Genomic DNA, 15916 nt, shown 5'->3' with positions numbered 1-15916 from the left:
GTCGAAAGAACGAAGGGTGAGAGTTTTTGTCATTTGTTTTCTCCTTTATATAAGCAAGATGACTTGTAATGTAGCCCCACCATGGGCACTACATGTTTATTTATTATACAGATGAAAGTTGACTTAGTAAAGTTTCTTTGGCAAAGCCTGTTCGGCTAGTTTTTTGCGCCATCGATTTGCAGCCGACGACTTTTTGCGTTTGCGCTCGGTTGTGGGTTTTTCGTAGAATTCTTTGGCTCTCACATCGTCCAAAATGCCCGATGTTTGTATTTTCTTTTTGAATTTACGTAGAGCTTTGTCTACGTTGCCGTCCATGACCAGTACCGATCTACCCCTGAGTTTTTGCATTGGCTTCTTTCAATTCTGTAGGTGTATTTACCTGATCTGCGTCAATAAACACATGGTTAATACCTTCCCTACGATAGCGAGCCAAGTAGAACATATGGGGCAATAGCACACGCTCTAGTTCCGAGTGCAAGCCTCTAGCACCAGTTTTGTTTAGGATAGTGCGATCTGCAATCATTTCCAAGGCATCGGGTGAGAATTCTAGTTCTACCTTGTCCTGCCCAAACAACCAGGAATACTGCTCTATATAACTGTGTTTGACATCCAGCAAGATACGGATCAAATCTTCTTTGTTGAGTTCGTTCAGTGCTACCCAACTTGGAAAACGTCCCACAAACTCTGGAATCATACCAAACTTGATCAGATCTTCTGGAGTGACTAGATCCAGATGTGTTATTGCATCGTTTTTAATTTTAGCACCGAATCCAATGCTAGTTCCTTGCACACGATTCTTGACCACAGTATCGAGCCCCACAAATGCGCCGCCGGCAATAAACAAGATGTTGGTGGTGTCAACTTCAATCATCTCACCGGATGGATGTTTGCGATTGCCTGTGGGGGTGACTCTGCACTTGGTGCCTTCTACCAATTTAAGCAAGGCCTGTTGTACACCTTCTCCCGACACATCTCGTGTGATACTAGCACTCTCACCACGTCTACTAATTTTGTCAATTTCGTCAATAAACACAATACCACGCTGTGTTCGAGCAATGTCGCCGCCAGCGGCTGCAAACAATCTACTAATTAAACTTTCCACGTCGTCGCCCACATAACCGGCTTCGGTCAAACTTGTGGCATCTGCAATCACAAATGGCACATCCAAGTAACGTGCCACAGTTCGAGCCAGCAATGTTTTGCCCGAACCTGTGGGGCCAAGCATGAGTATGTTACACTTTTCAACTTCAATTGCAGGATCGGGATTGGTGATACGTTTGTAGTGATTGACAACTGCTACACTTAGTACCTGCTTGGCTCTATCTTGTCCGATCACATATTGGTCCAGGTGTTGTTTGATCAGTAACGGATCAAGTTCAACTGGCTCACTTGGTTTAATAATATTCTCATCATGGAGCAAGGTTTCACAAAGTTCCACGCATTCGTTACAGATTGCAACTTGTTCGCCTACTATGAGTTTGGCCACCACGTCTTTGTGTTTGCCGCAAAAACTACAGGTGTCGATTGATTCGTTAGGTTTCATTGGGTTTTGTTTGTAAGTAATTTGCCACTTGTTCACGTTCGCTGTCGCTCAACAAGTCTGGATCGTATTCGCCAGTACTTATTTTGTTTATCAGGTGCTCAATATAGGCCGAGTCGTAAGTATAACTGTCACTGAGATTTTTGTCAACAGCTATCCAGTTAGCACCGTTGTATTTGTATAGTACACTGGGCATGATATCCACTCGTACAAAGGTGTCTGCTTTGTTGGGTTGATCTGGAAAGTTGATACCAAAACCATTGTGACTTTCTCTGCCACTGGTATTGTCGGCTACCAGGCCCATCCAAGGCAATTCGGCGATTTCCCCACGCATGTACTTGTAGCGTTGATTTTTTATGGTGTCATCGGGATGGTCAGATTTCCACTTTTTGATAGCGACTTTGATTTCATCATCATCATCATCAATCTCTTCATCTGGAGGTTCAACTGCCTGTATCTTATCAAAACGTGATACCAATCGCTCATTGTCATAAACATGCAAGTCAGGTTCGTGATCCGGTTCATGGTGTTCGTCCACAAACTTGTATTCAATTTCAATTGGTGCAAACTTGACAGGTTCCGCACCGTTGACATTGTCTATAACATCACATTCCTTATTGGGACAGAATAAACCAATGCCCGGAGCGTCTAATAAGTCAGTGCCGCACTTGTAGCAAGGTATAGGATCGTCGGGAGGTTCTGTTTTGAATGCTTCAACAGATTCTTTAAGTTGTTCTACTTGTTGTTCTGTTAGCGGACCATCGTCGGCTTCGTACTTGGGCTCATCATGTATAAATCCGCCTGTGCCTTGTCGTGCCCATTCAAACTGTTTGTTGGCAGCCAGAATTAGTGTCAAGGCCAATGGGTCAAACACCAACACAATCATGATAATAACAAGACGTACTGCACGTTCTAGTACATTTGAGTCAGGGTTATCTCCATAGATCAAGGCCGCAATGTATTTGATTGGCCCAACTTCCGACTCAACCTTACGAAACTCGGCCGCTAGTGGTGCCCGCTCTTCATTAAGGCTAGTAATTTTTTTCTGTTCGGTTTCAATGTCAACAAGTATCCTAGCCCGTTCTTTTTGCTGGCCTCTTCGTATTGCAACTGCTTTGTCGGCACCTTTTTCATCTTGGCTTCGGCCCATAACTTGGTCCACTGCCTCATCCATCTGTTTAAGTGCTTTGCGGTTGGCATCAATATTGTCACGAGATATTTTGATCTTTTCATCATAGATTGCCACCTTTGCAACGCTGTCGCCTGATACTAGACTTTGATCTGAGTGTGCTTTGGAAAGGTATCCAAATATGCCCATTGAGGTCAACAGCATCAAGAACATTACCGCTGGCACTAGATATGCTTTGAACAAAAATCCAGCACGTTTCCAGTTGTTGTGCAACCAAACAGTGGCCACAATCTTGCCCAGTTCCAGGCTACCGCCCATGATGATCACAGGAATAGTTGCCGCACTGAAGATGGCAGTAAGGCCTGCTACTGAGTAGTAAGCGGCCACTGCACTCAACAAGATTGCAGTGAACAGGATGCTGAAACCAAATATCATAGAGTATTATTTACCGGTGGGGTCAACCTGTCTAACAGCATGTTTAATTGCTATCCAGGTTCCAAACTTGGGATCAGGCACTTCAAACCACACCCGTTCTGCAGGGTTGCCTAGTCGCCAAAGGCCGGCATGTTCTAGTCGTCGTTTGACATGTGCTTGACTACGCCAGTTTTTACCAAACTGTGCTCGTGCTTCTCGCATGATAGTGTACCATGTGTCCACACTTGACAATTCGAAATATAATTTGTGCATGGGCAAAGCCGTTGTTTTAAGAGAGTCAAGGGACGGAAGCATGGAATCAGAGGCTTCTATTTTAACAGACATTTAAACTTCCTTTCACTGTGATTTCCAACTGAAGCATACACCGGGTACCAGCCGGTTTTGACCTATTGCTAGATCTTGGACAGTGTCTCAACCTAGTGGACATTATATCTACCTGCCACGGTTATGTCGGGCCCGGGCGAATCGATCACCCCGCTCATACCATTAGATCGCCACCAATCTCCTTGCTCATGCACATGTACATTATACAAAGAAAGTGGTGGCGTGTCAACTTATTGTTGTTCTAAAATCAGTAATGTTTATTTTCTATCGCCAAACAGTTGTAACAAATTCAAGAACAAGTTGATAAAGTCCATGTACAAGGTCAACGCACCACGCACTTCTGCGGCATCAGTAGTTTCTACACTGAGTTCTTCACGGATCTGTTGTGTGTCATATGCAGTGAGACCAAGGAAGATTATGATAGCCAGTGCAGAGATCACCATCTGCATCACGGTGCTGCCAATAAAGATGTTCACAATACTGGCAATACAGATGGCGATCAAACCTACAATCATGAACTTGCCCATGCTGTCAAGACTGCGTTTGGTAAAGTAGCCATATCCACTCATTACACCAAACAAGATGGCCGCACCCATAAAGGCACTCACAATTGATCCCATGGCAAACACAGCAAAGATCATTGAGAAACTCAAGCCCATCAAGGCCGCAAAGCCATGTAGGCATAACTGTGCCATGGGTTTACTTGGGTTATTACCCAGTACCATGCTCACACCAAATATGGCTGCCAAGGGTGCAAAGATCACAATCCATTTTGTTATGCCTGTGAAAAATAATTGTAGCAACTCGGGTGTGGTGCCTACCCAGTAACTGATCAGCATTGACACAACAACTGCTAGGCTCATGTGTCCGTAAACACGGCCCATGGCCGAGTTGATTTGTTCTGCTGAACGGTATTGTTCATCATTAAATATAAGTGTATCATTCATAGTTTTCTCCTTTAAGGTCTTGTTGCTGGCCACTTGGCCGGTTCTTCATCTGCTGATGCAATGGATCGATCCATTGCAATCGCAGGATCCCACTCTTCGCAGTACTTAGCACGATTCTTTCGGCCAACTGCTGAGTCCGGGTCATAGTCAATCCAAGTAAACTCTGTGCCGTCGCATTCAGAGCAGTGATCGTTGTAGTCATCGTCAGTGCGACGATCCTCACTCTTGCCTACCCAACCACATTTTTTATTGTCACACGCAATATCTACAGGTTCTGGTGGTTGGTTAACCCATGAACCGGTGTCCCAGTTGTATCCTGACCAAGTCACAATCTCTCCTGTGATAGGATTGAACTTGCCGTATTCCCATTCCCCAAACTGTGTGCCATCCCAGTATGCTGTGCCATATGTTGTACCAGAGTGTCGCCACGTACAACTGTAATAGCCAGGCAGTGTAGGTTTGACTTTCTTAAACTTAAATGTCTCAGATTTTTCCCAAGTGCTGGGACTTGATCCATGTGGAGGATGTCCCCAGTCCTTTTCTTCAGGCGCATAAGTTTCCCAGGTGTTGCTATCTATTACAAGATACATTCCAAAGTTGCTACTTTTACCGTCTGTACTACCACCAAAGTTATCAATGTCTTCATCGTCATACACAACGCTGTTGACCAGTTCTTCACCGTCGATATCATCGTAACCCAGGGTTAGTTTGGTAATGTCAAATGGTTGTGTAAGTTCAATATTGCCTTCAAAGAATGTGCCTTTTTCGTTACTACTACCGACGAACACCACAGTGCCCACAGGCTTACTGCCAATCCATGCTTCGTCATTGCATGACCATTCGGGACCATCGTCACTGCCTCCATCCATATCTTCTAATCTCTTTTCAAATACCACAGTACCAGTTTCATCTTCGATCTGTAGTGTACCGGCATTGCGGCTAACGCCATTGGTGTGCGCCATGTCGTCACATTCGTACCACGAACCTGGAGGGAATGGTAACCGATCAACATCAAGGTTCATTTCATCTTGCACAGTTTCTTCATCGCTCCAGGCAATTTCAGACAAGTCAACCTGGTTCTCCATGCAGTAGTCCCATACATCGCGTTCTACTGTGCCCATGACTTTTTCACCACCGTAGCCCCACATACTGATTTTGTAGGTTCTTGGAGTGAATTTCAAAACTTCAATGAGTTTTTGTTGTTCTTCAACTGTGGCCATATCAATCCTCTATTAAAAAATATCCCGAAGCAGGATAATGTTGTTGCAACCATTCCAGTAGACCTGGTTCCCATGGTAACTGTATTTCAAGATTCCTGGATGAGATATGCATTACGCATTTTCCTTCTTGGTTAATTTGCATACCAACAGGAATTGTTCGTATGCACTTTTTACACTCTTGTGTTTCATTAATCGATCTGCTTCTGCTTGCAATGCTTTCAATCCTGCTTCAGCAATGTCGTGGGCACTGGCCCGAGATAGTGATCTAGCATCTTCGCCAAACACTTCAATCAAGTGATTCCAGGCTGCCATTTGTTCAGGTGTAAGAGGTGTACGACTTGGTTGTACTTCGCTGGCCTTGCGGAGAGCATCACACATGGCAAACTCAGCCACACGACTGGCCGCAAGCAAGGCCGCATGGTTGGGATTGATGTTGTAGCGTTTGCTTTGCCCGCCTGGGTAACACATCACAAGGTGTGTGCCTTTGGGCATGGCATCAAACATGTCGTAGTCGTTTTCTGCCACAGGTATGTACCTGCGACCACGTTTTTCGTAGTAAATTTTTTTCATTTAGTTAGACAAACAGTAAGTTTTACTATACACTGCCGCTCCTGCATTTTTACCCAAGATATTAGGATTAGGAGCAACCCCTGTTTCCGAAAGGTGTAGACAAAAATCTTTCTCAAGCAATAAATTTTTAATTCCTTGCTCAAATGTTTTTGCCACTGCAACATCTGCAGTAATTAGATTTGCCAGGCCAGTATCAAATCCTCTAGACAATGTGGAATCTATCTTGTCTGACGTGACCGGTTCAAATTCAAACAGGTACTCCAGACATTTATGACGATAACTATTGCCTTGGATGGCCTCAGGATGACGTCCTATTATACGACTCCAGGCAGTATAGGAATGATCTGAATTGAATCTCAGGTGATGGGCTTCGTTTGTTTGATACTGAGTGTTGTCTTTTTCTGTAAACTTATCCTTGAGAGCCATTTTTTCCAATGCACGTTTGGCCATGTGTGCTTGTTTTAGTGCCAACACTGGTTCAGTATAAAAACATTCCATGTTGCTGAACCCCATGACAAATCTAAACACACTACCAATATGATTTGTATAATATTTGCCGTTCTGCACAAACACACGAGGTTGTTCAAGTCCTGTTACTAGACACCATGTGTGTCCTTGATTTTGTTCTGCACAATAATCCCACATCACACTATCGGCCACGCCCATGGCAAACTTGATCACCAGTGCTTGATTTTTTAATATCCAGTCTTCGCCAGTAACAATTTGTTTTTTGGCATCAGGATCAAATCTTGGACGTGCAGTTATTTTGGTAGTAGGATCTTTGTGATTGTCCTGCATCCATTTCACGTACTGGGTGGAGTTCCAAGGTTCATACTGGTCATTGTGAAAAACAACTATTTCGTCGATATGTAGATTGTTGCGCACAAACACATTGTATATGGTGTGACTGTCTGTGCCTCCACTCCATAACAACACCACACGTTCATATTTGTTGCGCAGGTTGATAGCATGTTGGTCCATCAACTGCTCAAAACTTTCTGTTGGTTCTTTGGTCCAATCGATTTGATCATATTCGTCTGTACGACAGACAAACTCAATAGGTTGTTTTGTGGTAAAGGATCGATATTTTGCCAGTATGTCGTTGAAGATCACTTCACCACCCACACGATAGTAGATAGGTGGTATCACTTGTTTTCCGCTTTCTTTTCAATAGGTGGCGGAAAGTGCGGCTCAATCACATAGTGCGTGGCACTCCACCAACCAAATGCTGAGATAAAACCGTATAAAAATATTTCAACTATCATCTGTCATCCCCAATGTCATAGGTGCATGATCCAGGATTGCCTGACCATCTCGATGATAAAAATACGCATCTGCATCGTCAATGGTCACACACAAGTCACTGTGATGTATGTTGTAGTCTACAAAATTGTGTTCAGCGTCATACACACGAAACACATACTCTCCGTTAAATAATTTTAACAAGTGTCCGCGAATACCATTGGCTGTTTTTGATGTCATTTTTAATCTCAACTTATTTTTAATATATTATTATATGCTATTGCAATCAAGTTGTCAACCCTCAAAAAGTCCATTGTGTGATAGCATACCCAATGCTGTGTTGACGGGTGGTGCTACCGCCGGTAAAAACCAAATTCCATTTGCCATCTATTTTAATAGGCAGTGCAACACCGTAATTTCCAACGGGTGTTATGTCGGTGTGTAATGTTCTAAAATTATCTAATATTGTGGTCACTTTAGATATGGCCTGTTGAGCAAATAGTCCAGTTCCATCGTTGACCCAAAATTGATTGCTGTTGTTGTTTTGCCAGGCGTTCACACTTCCTAGCCAGATATCTGGCTTGCCATCATTGTTAAAATCCATCACCTTGGGAGTATAACTGCTGAGAGTATTAGAATTGTAAGTGCTCAAACCAGACAATTCTGTAAACACATAATTGCCCTGATTGATATATACCTGTACATAACTCTGTGGCGGTGACGTTCCAGCAAGAATCGCTGGAGAATTACTGGCACTCACTATCACAATATCAGGTCGTCCATCATTGTTGAAATCAGCCACTATACAACTCACGTCGTGGCTGAGTTCTTGCGTGGTACTATCTTTGTCGAAATATGATACAGGTAAAGTAGCAACTTTTGTTAAGTTGTTAAATTCTGCGTAGGTAGCATTGACTTCATAGATATATGTGTCTTGGATAGAGTCATATGAATCTGTGAATACCAATTGGCTACGACCGGTATTATTAAAATCGCCAGCACAAACCCCCGAAGCACCAGAATTTGAATATTTTCGATGAGTGAATACTCCACTACCGTTGTTTATCCATGCATGCCCTTGATTGCTAATCACATCAAGATCACCATCACCATCTAGATCCACTGCAATGGTAGCATGTGCTGATATAGGATCGGTTAAATCGTATCGTTGATGACTCTGGCCTTTACGACTTATAAAAACTGCACTGGGATTGTTTGGTGTGCCTGGTTGATCAGTAAACCCTGGAAAAAATATGTCATCTATTCCATCATTGTTAAAGTCGGCTACCACAGGATACATAACCGAAAAAGAAAACTCTGAACCTAAAATGGCAACTGTTGCATCCAGGGCTGAGCCATCAGAATTGAGTTTGTAAATCTTCACCGGTGGCCCAGACAAATCGTTTACATACCATCCGCTGACAACTGCATACTTGCTACCGTCGCCAGCAAACTCACCAGACACCAGGGTTGGAATAAATGCAGACGAAGTTGAGCCAGTGGTACCGATTTTTGTTAGCAGACTACTTGACGCCAATGCTGGTGTACTAGATCCAGAAGACCCTCCGCTACCACCTCCGCCACCACAACCTGTTAGAGCCACTGCCAGTGCAGATATTACAAGTGCAAGTTTCATACAACCCCTTTAGTTTCTATCAACCTTTAGACAAATGTATGCAGTTTTTTTATCTTGCTTTTGACTCAATCGCTGTTGCTCTTGGCGGCATCGAGTCCAAGAGTTAAAATAATCAACTGATTGGTATTCCAGTTGTGCAGGTCCAAAAGCACTGTGTGCTACAATAACTGCTACCAACACTATTTCATGTAAAGGTGTCATTACACTTTCTCCCCTGCGTCAAAGTCTCTAAATCTCAAGAACCTTGGGAATCGGAGGCTGTATGTTCCGTCTTGATTTTGGGTGACTGCGTCCGCTTGGACTTCAACCAGGTGACCAAGTAACTGATCCCTACTGGCCCAATACTCATCACGAAGAGTATCACTAAACCCACTACCAACATTAACATGAATTCTACGGTCATTGTCTTCTCCTTCACATATTATGGCACCAAGTCTATTTTCATTGCGACCTGTTCCTTGCTCAAATCCCACAATAGTGAGGTCAACACTGATTGTGGGTTTCCATTTCATCCAAAAATCACTACGTTTGCACTCATAGGGTGCATCCAGACTCTTGATCATAATGCCTTCAAAGCCTTCTGCCACAGCGTCTTGGGCGAAACGGTTCATGATATCGTGTCCCTCGGCTGTGTCCAGATCCACATCCAGGCCGTTCATGATTCTCAAGCAAGGTGTTTCCAACAAGCGATCTCGGGCACTCTCAAGCCACTCAATGCGTTTGTACTGTTGTATGTTACAGTGTCCTTCTTGCAATGACTCTAAAGGAAGGATATCAAAGATGTGATATACCATGCCCGAAGTCTCAGCATTGCTCTTGCGGTGTGCTTGCTTCATGAGTTTCTGGAAACTTTCTCCCACAATCTCGCCGTCTAGCACAAAGCGGCCGCCTGTGCCGCGGCCCCATTGAAAGTGCTTGCGAGCATCTTCAATAGCATCTGCAATCTGCGGAAAGTTTGCAAACTCTTTGCCATTGCGACTGAACAGAGAAACATTACTGCCGTCAACCACTGCCAGTACCCGCACACCATCCAGTTTAACTTCCAGACGTTTGATACCTCGAAGTTTTTTGGGTTGGTCTGTGGAGTCTTGCGCTAACTGGCAAGTAAACACAGGAATCTTGTACTCAGTCTTGCCCAGTACTTTGTTTAGTGTTTTTTCTGAAATGCCACAACGCAGATCCTTGATCATCACACGACGAGCCAGGTTGTTCCACTCGTCTGAGTCAAACTGTTGGCTCATTTGTTCAATGGCTTCTCTAGCACGATTACCTGTAGTAGACCTTGTGCGTAGGGCTTCCAGCAACCCCCAAAACTTTGTCCAAGGGTTGGGCCGACTAGTCAGGCCCTCAGTCTCAGGCACTTGACGGATATTGAATGTGTAGAAAGGATTGTAAGCCTGGTAGCAATTAAAGAGGAAACATTGTGCATCAGCACTGCCCAGTTTGGCGGCCATTAGTGCTTTTTCAATTGTTTTTTCTTTGTGTATGCGACTGTCTGAACTTTCTAGATCACGGATCCATCCTGCCGCCACTATGCTGTCAAACCTTTCGTTTGAGAAGTCGGTTTCATTCATATATTTAAGTGGTTACCATGAAGAGTTATAAAACACTTTAAGTCCCATGAACAATTCTGCTCGGGCTTTCTTGACAAATTCAAGATCTTGTTTTTTGTAAAAATCATCTGATTCGTTGCCAAAGAAGAAGCCTTGGGTAGGGGGTAGTTGATTGTGCGTTATTGCACGTTCCAGTTCATCTAGATCCGCCCAAGTAAGTTCTAGTTCAACCCCGTTAAATGTACTGTACTCTACATTTTTAGATTCAGCAAGTCGTTCCATCCAACCGTGCAGGTTAGGATGTTTACGCCAGTAGGCAATTTCACGTTGACCAGTTTTGTAATCTGCCTGTTCCTTGGCGGCGGTGTATGCATACATGTCGAGACCCATTATTTCACTCCTTGCTGATGTTTAAATTCACGTTTGAGCCAAAATTTATATCGATCAAAATATTCTTGTGCGGTAAACTGTGGTTCAAGCCCGTAACTGATCAGTTCGTCAACATGCTCGTACCACTTTTCTCTGCACCAAGAACGGAAGTTCATGCTGTCACCATCTGTCCTTCAACTATCTCCAGCATGTTGGCCGGGATCTTCCACAAGCCACCGTCTCGGTCATTGCGGACTGTGACATATTTAATTGCAATCTTTTTCACTGTGCCTGTGGCACCTGACGGGTTCTTGGAACTGACCCAGCGCACCCGAACGCCCACGTCCAGGCTACGTTTGACCTGCTTGCGAAGACTGATCTGATTGAAACGGATAGCATCAGCCATGCTACGAAGTTCCACGTCGGTCCACGTACCAAACATGATAGCAGAATTGACTTGCTGTATTGATGTGAGTTTTTCCATTCGGGGCTCCTGTTAAGTTTCTATACAAGTATTATAACAAATTGGGAATTTCTGGTCAATCAACGTAGCAGTCCACAGCCTGTGTTATTGCAGACAACTTGTCCATGATGTCTCGATAGACTTGACCGCATTCGGCCAGTTGGTCGCCACTGCAAGAGGATTCGTCTAGCATGGTTTCAACTTCGGCTAATTTTGCAAGAATTGCTTCGCGCATTTCCAACTCCTTTTTACTGAACATGTGTATATTATAGCAAAAGAGTCATTATTGGTCAACCAAAAAAAAGCCCCGCAAACTTGCAGGGCTTTTGTAGTACTAAAGTATTACTTTTTAGAAACCACGTGTGTATGCTACTGCAACAATCTTTTGGTTGCTGTCACCTTGAACACGGTCATACTTGACAGCGACGGTATCGTTCTTGCCCAAAGCATAAGCCAATGAGTAACGGGCTGTGTGTGTTTGGTCATTGTTTGCACTTTGAAATGCACTACGGAAACGTACACCCGCTTTGGCAGTCAACCTTGCAACGCCCGGAACTGCGACTGCAATACCTGGCTCAACTGAGTAATATGTGAAGTCAGCAGTATTGCTATACTTTTGACCTGTTGCAACACGAGCATACAATCCAACTGGACCGGCCACTGTTGCGCCTGCTTCAATACGTGTGCTCAAAGCATTTGTACCGTCAGTTTGTGCATTTGAAAATGCCAAGTCACCGGCAAAGCCCGTGAAATCTTTCTTGATACCCAGCACATATTGTTGTTGTGCGGCAGCACCTGCGTTGTTGATGCGTTGACTTTCAACTGTGAACGTGTCGGCTGCAAAAGCAGTACCGGAGATGGCCAAGGCCAAGATTGCGAAGATTTTCTTCATTTAGTTTTTCCTTTTAAAAGTAGAATGACGCGAGTCATTGCATATTATATATACGTATTTGTACCAAGTCAATACAAAATCAATCTCAAAGTAGCCGATTTGATCAGGTAACTGGATCAATTACCGGAATCGGTGCTATTTCTGGGTTGCTGGGTATTTGATTGGTATTGTACAGGCCAGCCGTGCTCAATCTTGCATTGTTGCGACCTTCACGCATTACCCCCACGATGGCTTGTCCACCCAGGGTGGCGGTGTCAGCAATGTTTTCTAAAAACTCAGCCGCATCGCCATTGGCTGTGAGTAGACCGTAATTGGGTAAGTTTTGTACCAAGGAGTACACACTATTCTTATCATCAGGTTGTAATAGAAAATAATCGATACCAGCCTCGGTGGTATACTTGGCACTCAAGTTCATTAGGTTGGACATGTAAGTCCAAGCAGTATTGAGTACAGTCACATTGGGATTGGCAATGAGTGCGGCAATGGCCGAGTTGGCGTTGCCAATTTGTGTAATGACTCCAGCATCATTAACAGCCAGCAAGATGTTGGTGTATGCTGTGTTAAGTGTGGCGAGACTTCCGGCACCTTGTAAACTGTTGATTGCAGAAGTGGCACTGGTCAACTGTACGGCAAAGTTGTCGCTGTCAATTGCAAGTCCTAGTATGTCATAGGTGGTAATAGTACCGTCGGGCCCTGTGCCTGTGGCCATTGTGGTTGTGATATAGTCAGTTACTGAACTGTCAACTGGGGCGGTCTGTGCCTGGATCAGTGGCAAGTCAGCCAGTGTACTAAGACCGCCCAATGTGGTAGGTGTCCAGTAGGCAGTGTTGTTGATATCTGTACCAACAGGCACATCATCTTTGGCACGATAGTAAGAGGGCACTGGAGATCCATACCCAACCACAGTATTGGCCAAGTATGGTTGTGTAACGTTCCAAGGATTATCAACATTGCCTAGCACTGTTTCAGCCAACCGTGGCAATGTGGTATTGGGTGCGTTGTTGATTTGTTGGAATGCCACTTGAATAGCTTTGTTGGCCGTGGCCTGAGCAGGTGGAATAATCTTGCCCAGTTCATCACACCCCGATGAGGTGGGCAAGTAACTGTTGACTATGGGAGTGATGTTGGAATTCACTGCCCCAGTTGAACTGAAAATAGGCACAGCACCATCAGGACTGGGGGTCTGTAATGATGCATAACTCAGTGGAAACATGATCACAGGATTCAACAAGTCATCAAGGCTGTCAATACCCGGAGTGGTCACTCCCAGTATGTCCAAGATCTGTGTCAAGGCATCGCCTGAGATCATGGTTGTGGCATTGTATGCCAACAACTGTAGTTTATCAAATTCGTTTTGTGTGAGGCCTGTAGGGTTGTTGAGTCCCACACGATTGTCGTTTACTAAGTTGGAAATGTCGGTGGCCGACAGCCCCATACTGATCAAGGCATTTTGTAAATCAGGAACTGTGCGTCCTCGAATGCCAGCCAATGCAGATATTTGTTGCAAGAGTCCAGCGGGTGTGCCGTACAGATCCAACTTGCTCATGTTCCACAGGTTGCCTTGATTGGCCAAGTCAACCCCATACCCAGGCAAGTCAGTGGTCATGCTGGATATGTTGGCTGTGACCAGATCATCCATGTTGGTAAACAAGGGTCCAAGATATTGATTGGCATTGGCTGAACTGTTGATGTATTGATTGGTGCTGGCAATATAACCTTGCATGGCCACAAATCCTTGACCAAACTCGCCGGCATCACCGTTGCCGAGATAGGCCGCACAAGTTTGTTCTATTAGATTTGAAAATCCCGATGGGTCGATAGTACTACCATCTGCGGCACCAAGATAGTTTATGAGATATTCGATGTTCAAGTATGGATAGGTTCCAACTGGGCTGGCTGGTATGCTGTTGCCCAAGGCTGGACACACTGTACTGCCAATGCTCAACAAACTAGTCAGCGTTGATTCGGTGGCAAAACTCTGTGCTTTGTAAAAACTCACTGCCGCAAGAAAGTTACTGATCAATGTGGTGGCATTGAAAGACTGAATAGCAGTGGCCAATGCAGCCGGAAACGGTTTTAGTCCTTGATTTTGCAACAAGGCCACAGCGGCGGTTAGTTGTAACGGACTGAGAATACTGGGCATTATCCAGCCCTTACATCAGCACTGCCACCAGCACGAGCGTGTCCACAGGTGTCTGAACAGCCAGTGGTAACAACGGGAATGCCACCGGCTCGCACAGTGCCACTTCCGCCTGTGGTACTGGCTGCCGCATGTGGTGGATGTGGTCGTCCCCAAGGAGCGTGAGCACTCACAGGATTTCCGTTTACAGTGATAGGGCTACCATTCACACGTACAGAGGCAACACCGCCAGAGACTACACCCCCTGCGCCATTTGCATCACCATCTCGTTGTACTGCTGGCATTTTATCCCAATATAAGTTTTTTGTCCGGAACTTTGATGCCTGTGGTTGCTTCGATGTATTTCATTTTGACAGCGTCTTCAGCATAGGCATAAAGTGATATGCTGTTGATATTTAGTTGAATTTCCCGCTTGATATCTGCGGTGAACATTGAGGGCACAAGTCCCATGCCTTGCGGTCCTGGAGCCACGCTCACAGGATCACTGACAGTGAGCCACTCTGTGCCAGGTTTTTCAACACGGGCAATCAACTCTTCTCCAGAGTTGAGTTTGAAGGTGTACACCTGATTTTGATCGAATTGCATTTTAAACTTTCTGTATAATGTATTGATAGTTAATCAATTTGATTTCTATGTGCTTTTGAAACATATTTACAAAAGCATCAATAGACATTTTGGGACGATCTAATACGTCTGACCCGTCTTTCCAGAGATAGTCATCAAAGATCATGTATCCGTTCTTTTTTAACAATCCAAATGACATCACAGCATCTGCTAGTACTTCATCTGCACTGTGACTGCCGTCGACATAGACAAAATCAAATTGTTTGTTTTCTGTTATAAGTTCTGCTAGGGCATAAAAACTCAATGTTGGCATGAGTCGAATTGTTTGTTCCGGTGACTTGGCTAAGTCAGTGTTGTGACGGAATACTTGCTCAATTAAGTTTGGTGCAGGTGGCTGATCATTTCGAAAAGCACTAAGGGGGTCATTTGCAAAAGGATCTATGCAGGTAATTGAGCCATTTTCTGACAACAAGTTTTCCAACATCCAACAAGTGCTACGTCCTTCGTGACATCCAATTTCTAAAATTGTGTCTGGAAGTGTGCCCATCTGTGCTTTGGCATATTCAAAATTTATTAAACCATTTGTGAACCAATCGGCAGTAAAAAATTTGTTAGTCTCAAGATCTGGTATTTTTTCTTTTAACCAGTCCATGGTCATTGCTTTGGGATCAAACAAGCCGTTGTCTGAGTTCATTGAACCCTCCCACATGTGCATCATCTAAAAAGATTTGCGGTAGTGTGCGAGCGGTTGGTACTGCTTCTAATAGTTGTTCTTTTGTCCAGTCTCTGGACACATTTCGTTCTTCGTAATCAATGCCTCGGCTTTCCAGTAGTGCCTTTGCTTGCACACAGAAAGGGCATTGATCTTTTGACCATACTATGGCTTTCATAT

The 15916-nt window shown here is 44.4% G+C and carries 20 protein-coding genes; all 20 read right to left on the bottom strand.

The window, feature by feature from the left end; genetic code table 11:
• Positions 1–123 precede the first annotated feature (123 nt).
• The 20 genes from rpsU to ABW391_RS17830 all read right to left on the bottom strand — a co-directional run bounded on the left by rpsU (position 124) and on the right by ABW391_RS17830 (position 15914).
• Entirely contained in the window at positions 124–315 is a 192-nt protein-coding gene (rpsU, locus tag ABW391_RS17925; RefSeq protein WP_353483280.1) for a 30S ribosomal protein S21, read from the bottom strand.
• A gap of 13 nt (positions 316–328) precedes the next feature.
• Positions 329–1543, bottom strand: coding sequence for an ATP-dependent Clp protease ATP-binding subunit ClpX (clpX, locus tag ABW391_RS17920; RefSeq protein ID WP_353483279.1), 1215 nt, complete (start codon positions 1541–1543; stop codon positions 329–331).
• Entirely contained in the window at positions 1533–3104 is a 1572-nt protein-coding gene (locus tag ABW391_RS17915; protein WP_353483278.1) for a hypothetical protein, read from the bottom strand. Before ABW391_RS17915 ends, clpX begins: the two co-directional genes overlap by 11 nt.
• 6 nt (positions 3105–3110) lie before the next feature.
• Entirely contained in the window at positions 3111–3356 is a 246-nt protein-coding gene (locus ABW391_RS17910) for a hypothetical protein (RefSeq protein WP_353483277.1), read from the bottom strand.
• Positions 3357–3685: 329 nt separating this feature from the next.
• Complete coding sequence (locus tag ABW391_RS17905; protein WP_353483276.1) at positions 3686–4375, bottom strand: Bax inhibitor-1/YccA family protein; 690 nt, start codon at positions 4373–4375, stop codon at positions 3686–3688.
• A gap of 11 nt (positions 4376–4386) precedes the next feature.
• The gene (locus tag ABW391_RS17900; protein ID WP_353483275.1) at positions 4387–5595 is read right to left on the bottom strand and encodes a hypothetical protein; all 1209 of its coding nucleotides are present in this window, start codon (positions 5593–5595) and stop codon (positions 4387–4389) included.
• A 111-nt stretch (positions 5596–5706) separates the two neighbouring features.
• On the bottom strand, positions 5707–6165 hold the full coding sequence (locus ABW391_RS17895) for a hypothetical protein (RefSeq protein ID WP_353483274.1): 459 nt from the start codon (positions 6163–6165) through the stop codon (positions 5707–5709).
• Positions 6166–7314 carry a hypothetical protein gene (locus tag ABW391_RS17890; RefSeq protein ID WP_353483273.1) on the bottom strand — a complete coding sequence of 383 codons (1149 nt, stop codon included), beginning with the start codon at positions 7312–7314 and terminating at the stop codon, positions 6166–6168.
• A 105-nt stretch (positions 7315–7419) separates the two neighbouring features.
• Positions 7420–7647, bottom strand: coding sequence for a hypothetical protein (locus ABW391_RS17885; RefSeq protein ID WP_353483272.1), 228 nt, complete (start codon positions 7645–7647; stop codon positions 7420–7422).
• Positions 7648–7708: 61 nt separating this feature from the next.
• The gene (locus ABW391_RS17880) at positions 7709–9043 is read right to left on the bottom strand and encodes an FG-GAP repeat domain-containing protein (protein ID WP_353483271.1); all 1335 of its coding nucleotides are present in this window, start codon (positions 9041–9043) and stop codon (positions 7709–7711) included.
• A gap of 200 nt (positions 9044–9243) precedes the next feature.
• Complete coding sequence (locus ABW391_RS17875; RefSeq protein WP_353483270.1) at positions 9244–10617, bottom strand: ATP-dependent DNA ligase; 1374 nt, start codon at positions 10615–10617, stop codon at positions 9244–9246.
• 12 nt (positions 10618–10629) lie between these two features.
• A complete protein-coding gene (locus tag ABW391_RS17870) occupies positions 10630–10974 on the bottom strand; it encodes a phosphoglycerate kinase (protein ID WP_353483269.1) in 345 nt (114 codons plus the stop codon).
• Positions 10975–11137: 163 nt separating this feature from the next.
• Positions 11138–11371 (bottom strand): hypothetical protein, encoded by a 234-nt coding sequence (locus ABW391_RS17865; protein WP_353483268.1) that lies wholly within the window; start codon positions 11369–11371, stop codon positions 11138–11140.
• 133 nt (positions 11372–11504) lie between these two features.
• The gene (locus ABW391_RS17860; protein WP_353483267.1) at positions 11505–11663 is read right to left on the bottom strand and encodes a hypothetical protein; all 159 of its coding nucleotides are present in this window, start codon (positions 11661–11663) and stop codon (positions 11505–11507) included.
• 114 nt (positions 11664–11777) lie between these two features.
• Positions 11778–12320 (bottom strand): hypothetical protein, encoded by a 543-nt coding sequence (locus tag ABW391_RS17855; RefSeq protein WP_353483266.1) that lies wholly within the window; start codon positions 12318–12320, stop codon positions 11778–11780.
• Between the two features lie 103 nt (positions 12321–12423).
• Complete coding sequence (locus ABW391_RS17850) at positions 12424–14463, bottom strand: hypothetical protein (RefSeq protein WP_353483265.1); 2040 nt, start codon at positions 14461–14463, stop codon at positions 12424–12426.
• Positions 14463–14744: a PAAR domain-containing protein gene (locus ABW391_RS17845; RefSeq protein ID WP_353483264.1), complete on the bottom strand. Its 282-nt coding sequence runs from the start codon at positions 14742–14744 to the stop codon at positions 14463–14465. Before ABW391_RS17845 ends, ABW391_RS17850 begins: the two co-directional genes overlap by 1 nt.
• Before the next feature lies 1 nt (position 14745).
• Complete coding sequence (locus tag ABW391_RS17840; RefSeq protein WP_353483263.1) at positions 14746–15045, bottom strand: hypothetical protein; 300 nt, start codon at positions 15043–15045, stop codon at positions 14746–14748.
• A 1-nt stretch (position 15046) separates the two neighbouring features.
• Positions 15047–15742 (bottom strand): class I SAM-dependent methyltransferase, encoded by a 696-nt coding sequence (locus ABW391_RS17835; protein WP_353483262.1) that lies wholly within the window; start codon positions 15740–15742, stop codon positions 15047–15049.
• The gene (locus ABW391_RS17830) at positions 15693–15914 is read right to left on the bottom strand and encodes a glutaredoxin family protein (protein WP_353483261.1); all 222 of its coding nucleotides are present in this window, start codon (positions 15912–15914) and stop codon (positions 15693–15695) included. Before ABW391_RS17830 ends, ABW391_RS17835 begins: the two co-directional genes overlap by 50 nt.
• Positions 15915–15916 lie beyond the last annotated feature (2 nt).

Source organism: Haliscomenobacter sp., from assembly GCF_040403615.1.
GTDB lineage: Bacteria > Bacteroidota > Bacteroidia > Chitinophagales > Saprospiraceae > Haliscomenobacter.
The sequence above is the reverse complement of the archived record's forward strand: the minus strand, read 5'-3'. Positions and strand labels throughout refer to the sequence as shown.

Coding starts and splice junctions, on each gene's coding strand:
- ABW391_RS17910 (WP_353483277.1), bottom strand. CDS start 3,356: ATGCACAAATTATATTTCGAATTGTCAAGTGTGGACACATGGTACACT.
- ABW391_RS17835 (WP_353483262.1), bottom strand. CDS start 15,742: ATGATGCACATGTGGGAGGGTTCAATGAACTCAGACAACGGCTTGTTT.
- ABW391_RS17905 (WP_353483276.1), bottom strand. CDS start 4,375: ATGAATGATACACTTATATTTAATGATGAACAATACCGTTCAGCAGAA.
- ABW391_RS17895 (WP_353483274.1), bottom strand. CDS start 6,165: ATGAAAAAAATTTACTACGAAAAACGTGGTCGCAGGTACATACCTGTG.
- ABW391_RS17875 (WP_353483270.1), bottom strand. CDS start 10,617: ATGAATGAAACCGACTTCTCAAACGAAAGGTTTGACAGCATAGTGGCG.
- ABW391_RS17885 (WP_353483272.1), bottom strand. CDS start 7,647: ATGACATCAAAAACAGCCAATGGTATTCGCGGACACTTGTTAAAATTA.
- ABW391_RS17850 (WP_353483265.1), bottom strand. CDS start 14,463: ATGCCCAGTATTCTCAGTCCGTTACAACTAACCGCCGCTGTGGCCTTG.
- ABW391_RS17845 (WP_353483264.1), bottom strand. CDS start 14,744: ATGCCAGCAGTACAACGAGATGGTGATGCAAATGGCGCAGGGGGTGTA.
- ABW391_RS17880 (WP_353483271.1), bottom strand. CDS start 9,043: ATGAAACTTGCACTTGTAATATCTGCACTGGCAGTGGCTCTAACAGGT.
- ABW391_RS17865 (WP_353483268.1), bottom strand. CDS start 11,371: ATGGCTGATGCTATCCGTTTCAATCAGATCAGTCTTCGCAAGCAGGTC.
- ABW391_RS17860 (WP_353483267.1), bottom strand. CDS start 11,663: ATGCGCGAAGCAATTCTTGCAAAATTAGCCGAAGTTGAAACCATGCTA.
- ABW391_RS17855 (WP_353483266.1), bottom strand. CDS start 12,320: ATGAAGAAAATCTTCGCAATCTTGGCCTTGGCCATCTCCGGTACTGCT.
- ABW391_RS17840 (WP_353483263.1), bottom strand. CDS start 15,045: ATGCAATTCGATCAAAATCAGGTGTACACCTTCAAACTCAACTCTGGA.
- ABW391_RS17915 (WP_353483278.1), bottom strand. CDS start 3,104: ATGATATTTGGTTTCAGCATCCTGTTCACTGCAATCTTGTTGAGTGCA.
- ABW391_RS17870 (WP_353483269.1), bottom strand. CDS start 10,974: ATGTATGCATACACCGCCGCCAAGGAACAGGCAGATTACAAAACTGGT.
- clpX (WP_353483279.1), bottom strand. CDS start 1,543: ATGAAACCTAACGAATCAATCGACACCTGTAGTTTTTGCGGCAAACAC.
- ABW391_RS17900 (WP_353483275.1), bottom strand. CDS start 5,595: ATGGCCACAGTTGAAGAACAACAAAAACTCATTGAAGTTTTGAAATTC.
- rpsU (WP_353483280.1), bottom strand. CDS start 315: ATGGACGGCAACGTAGACAAAGCTCTACGTAAATTCAAAAAGAAAATA.
- ABW391_RS17830 (WP_353483261.1), bottom strand. CDS start 15,914: ATGAAAGCCATAGTATGGTCAAAAGATCAATGCCCTTTCTGTGTGCAA.